This window comes from Novosphingobium sp. UBA1939, from assembly GCF_002336885.1.
GTDB lineage: Bacteria > Pseudomonadota > Alphaproteobacteria > Sphingomonadales > Sphingomonadaceae > Novosphingobium.
In genome coordinates, this window is record NZ_DDFB01000059.1 from 1 (window position 1) to 3,181 (window position 3,181).

2 protein-coding genes and 1 pseudogene are annotated in these 3,181 nt (G+C 67.4%); all 3 read left to right on the top strand.

Translation table 11 applies throughout. The annotated features are described in order from the left end of the window. Nucleotides 1-458: glycosyltransferase (locus tag B3547_RS08740; RefSeq protein ID WP_292962186.1), on the top strand; the 458-nt coding region annotated here is incomplete at its 5' end. A gap of 42 nt (nt 459-500) precedes the next feature. Beyond that, complete coding sequence (locus B3547_RS08745; protein WP_292962188.1) at nt 501-1,922, top strand: hypothetical protein; 1,422 nt, start codon at nt 501-503, stop codon at nt 1,920-1,922. Between the two features lie 224 nt (nt 1,923-2,146). Further along, nucleotides 2,147-3,181 (top strand): annotated as a pseudogene (locus B3547_RS08750) (glutamate synthase subunit alpha); the annotation flags it as partial.

The following is a 3,181-nucleotide window of genomic DNA, read 5'->3' on the forward strand; positions in this document are numbered from 1 at the left end:
GCGATGCCCTGCGCGCGCAGGCCGAAGCCTCGCCGGCGGCGGACGCGGTCCGCTTCGTCGGCCGCGTGCCGCACGCCGAGGTCGACCGCTATTACGCGCTGGCCGATGTGGTGTGCTATCCGCGCAAGGCGATGCGGCTGACGGACCTTGTCACGCCGCTCAAGCCGCTGGAAGCGATGGCGCAAGGCAAACTGGTTGCCGCGAGCGACGTGGGCGGGCACAGGGAACTGATCGAGGACGGGGTGACCGGCACGCTGTTTCCCGCCGACGATCCTGCCGGGCTGGCGAAGGCAATGGTCGCGCTGTTGGGCGACCGGAGCGCATGGCCGGAACGGCGCGCGGTGGCGCGGCGGTTCGTCGAGCGCGAGCACGACTGGGCCGGCAATGTTCGTCGTTATCAAGCTGTTTACCAAAAGGTGATAGCCGGGAAAGGTACAATTGCGGGTGTCGCCGCCTGACGGCGTGGGGCACTTGCCAGGTTTGAACGGATCGATACGCACGTGACCATTCCGCAGGGCAAGCAGGCGAAACGCAAGCAGGCCGCATCGATTTCGGCGCACCGCCTGTTCCCGGTGGTGATGATAGTGTGGTTCGCCGCCTTGCTGGGGCTGACGAGCTTCGTCGTGCCGCCCCGGATGCTGGCGAGCCTGGTCGTGGCGAGCGGACTGCCCAAGGTCCTGCCGGCCGCCGCGCCGCCGCTGGGCTTCACCGCCCGCGTGCTGGTGGCTTTCGCGCTGGCCGTGGTCGGCGGGCTGATCGGCCTTGTCATCGCCGCGCGGTTGCGCAGGGGCAAGGCGGCCAAGCTCGACATGCCGGCGATGCCCGATCGCGACGAGGCGATGGAATCCGGAGCGCCCGCCGTGGCGGTATCCCAACGTGCCGTGAAAATCCGCGCGCGCGACGCGCACCCCGATGCCCCGCCGCGCCGGCCGCTGGTGCTGAGCGAGGAATTGGCGACGGTGCCGGCGCTCGAGGACCCGGAGCCGGGTGGCGAGCTTGAACAGCCCGTGATCGCGGAAGATTGGGGCGCGGAGGTACCCGTCGATGGTGCGGACTTGTCCCGAACGGCGCTTGAAGCGGCGGATCCGGACGAAACGGCCGGGCAAGACGACGTGCTTGCGGACGAAGTTGGTGCTCCCGCGCGCTTTGCCGCGCCGATGATCGACGACGGACCGTTTGCGCCGCCGCTGCTTGCGCTGCCTGCCGCGCTGGCGGACGAGCCATCGGCCGATGCGGACCTTGATCTTGCAGGGCTAGAGGCTCCGCCCGGCGAAGATGATGCGCGGCTACCGCTGGCCTCCGACACGCAACGTCCCTTTGTGCAGCCCTATCCGACGTTGCCCGCGCCCGGCATTTTCAACGATGCGGCGGAAGCACGCGCGGATGCGCCCGCGATGGATGCCGCGCCGCTGGAATCGCTGGGCCTCGTGCAGCTCATCGAGCGGCTGGCGATGGCGATCGCGGTCCGGCGCGACGAACTGGCGCGACACGCGGAACAGGATCTGCGGGCCGAGGCGGAAGTCGACGCCACGCTGCCGCCTGGTATAGCCACGCACGCCGCGGACGCGGCCGAACAGGGCGTGGAGGACGCGGAAGCAGGTGGGGAGGCGGATGCGCCGCCTTTCCTGGCGATCGTGCCCGGCGAGGCACCGTTGCCCGAACACCGCTATCCCTCGCTGGTCGATATGCCGTCCCCCGCGCCGCGCCGCCATGACGACGCGCCGGTGGATCCGCCGTTTGCCCGCCCCGATACGCCGTTGGCCAGCCGTGGACGGGCCATGCCATCGTCTGTGACGGAACCCGCGCCGCCGGCCTTCGCGCCGCCCGCCGGGGCCGTTCCCGCGTTCAGCGATCCCGAAGAGGCCGACCGCGCCTTGCGCGCGGCCCTCGCCACGCTCCAGAGAATGACCGCCAAGGGCTAACCTCGTCCGCAATCGGTCCTGAATGTAGCCATTTTCGACGGAATCCTGCCCGTTTTGAAGGGTGCAACCGTATTTCCCGCGCGGATCGGCGCGGGAAATGACGCTCGCGGTTGCAAAATAACTTTCCTGCAGTCATGGGGGATATTCGCGCAACTTTCGTCGCCAAGGGGGGCGGCGCGATTCGTGCGATATTTCCAATTCTGGATGTAGGGACGACCTTCGATATGGGATTTCCGCCGGTTCAGGGCCTGTACGATCCGCGTAATGAGCATGACGCCTGTGGTGTGGGCTTTGTTGCCCATATCAAAGGGGCGAAAAGCCACGCGATTATCGAGCAGGCGCTGGAAATTCTGCGAAATCTCGACCATCGCGGCGCGGTGGGCGCCGACCCGTTGCTGGGCGATGGCGCCGGCATCCTGATCCAGTTGCCCGATCAGCTTTTCCGCAAGTGGGCGGCTGCGCAGGGCAAGGAACTGCCCGCGCCGGGCGATTACGCCGTGGCGATGTGCTTCCTGCCGCAGGACGAACCTTCGCGGAACTTCGTGACCGAGTTCTTCGAGAAGTTCATCGCCAAGGAAGGCCAGGAACTGATCGGCTGGCGCGACGTGCCCGTCACGCTCGAGGGCCTCGGCAAGACCGTGATCGAATCGATGCCGGTGGTGCGCCAGTGCTTCATCAAGCGCGGCGAGGGCACGCCCGACCAGGACGCGTTCGAGCGCAAGCTGCTGGCGATCCGCAAGCAGACGCAGAACCCGCTTGCCGCCATGGCCGAGAAGCACGGGCTTCCGGGCGTGACGCAACTCTACATGCCGAGCTTTTCGACGCGCACGATCGTCTACAAGGGACTGCTGCTGGCGAACCAGGTTGGCTCGTTCTATGACGACCTGCGCGATCCGGACTGCGTCTCCGCGCTGGGCCTTGTCCACCAGCGCTTCTCGACCAACACCTTCCCGAGCTGGAAGCTGGCGCATCCCTTCCGCTTCATCGCCCACAATGGCGAGATCAACACGGTTCGCGGCAACGTGAACTGGATGAATGCGCGCCGCCGCACGATGGAATCCGAGCTGCTGGGGCCGGACCTCGACAAGATGTGGCCGCTGATCCCGCACGGGCAGTCGGACACGGCGAGCCTGGACAACGCGCTCGAACTGCTGCTGGCGGGCGGATACAGCCTGGCGCACGCGGTGATGATGCTGGTGCCCGAGGCCTGGGCCGGCAATCCGCTGATGGATTCCAAGCGCCGCGCCTTCTACGAATAC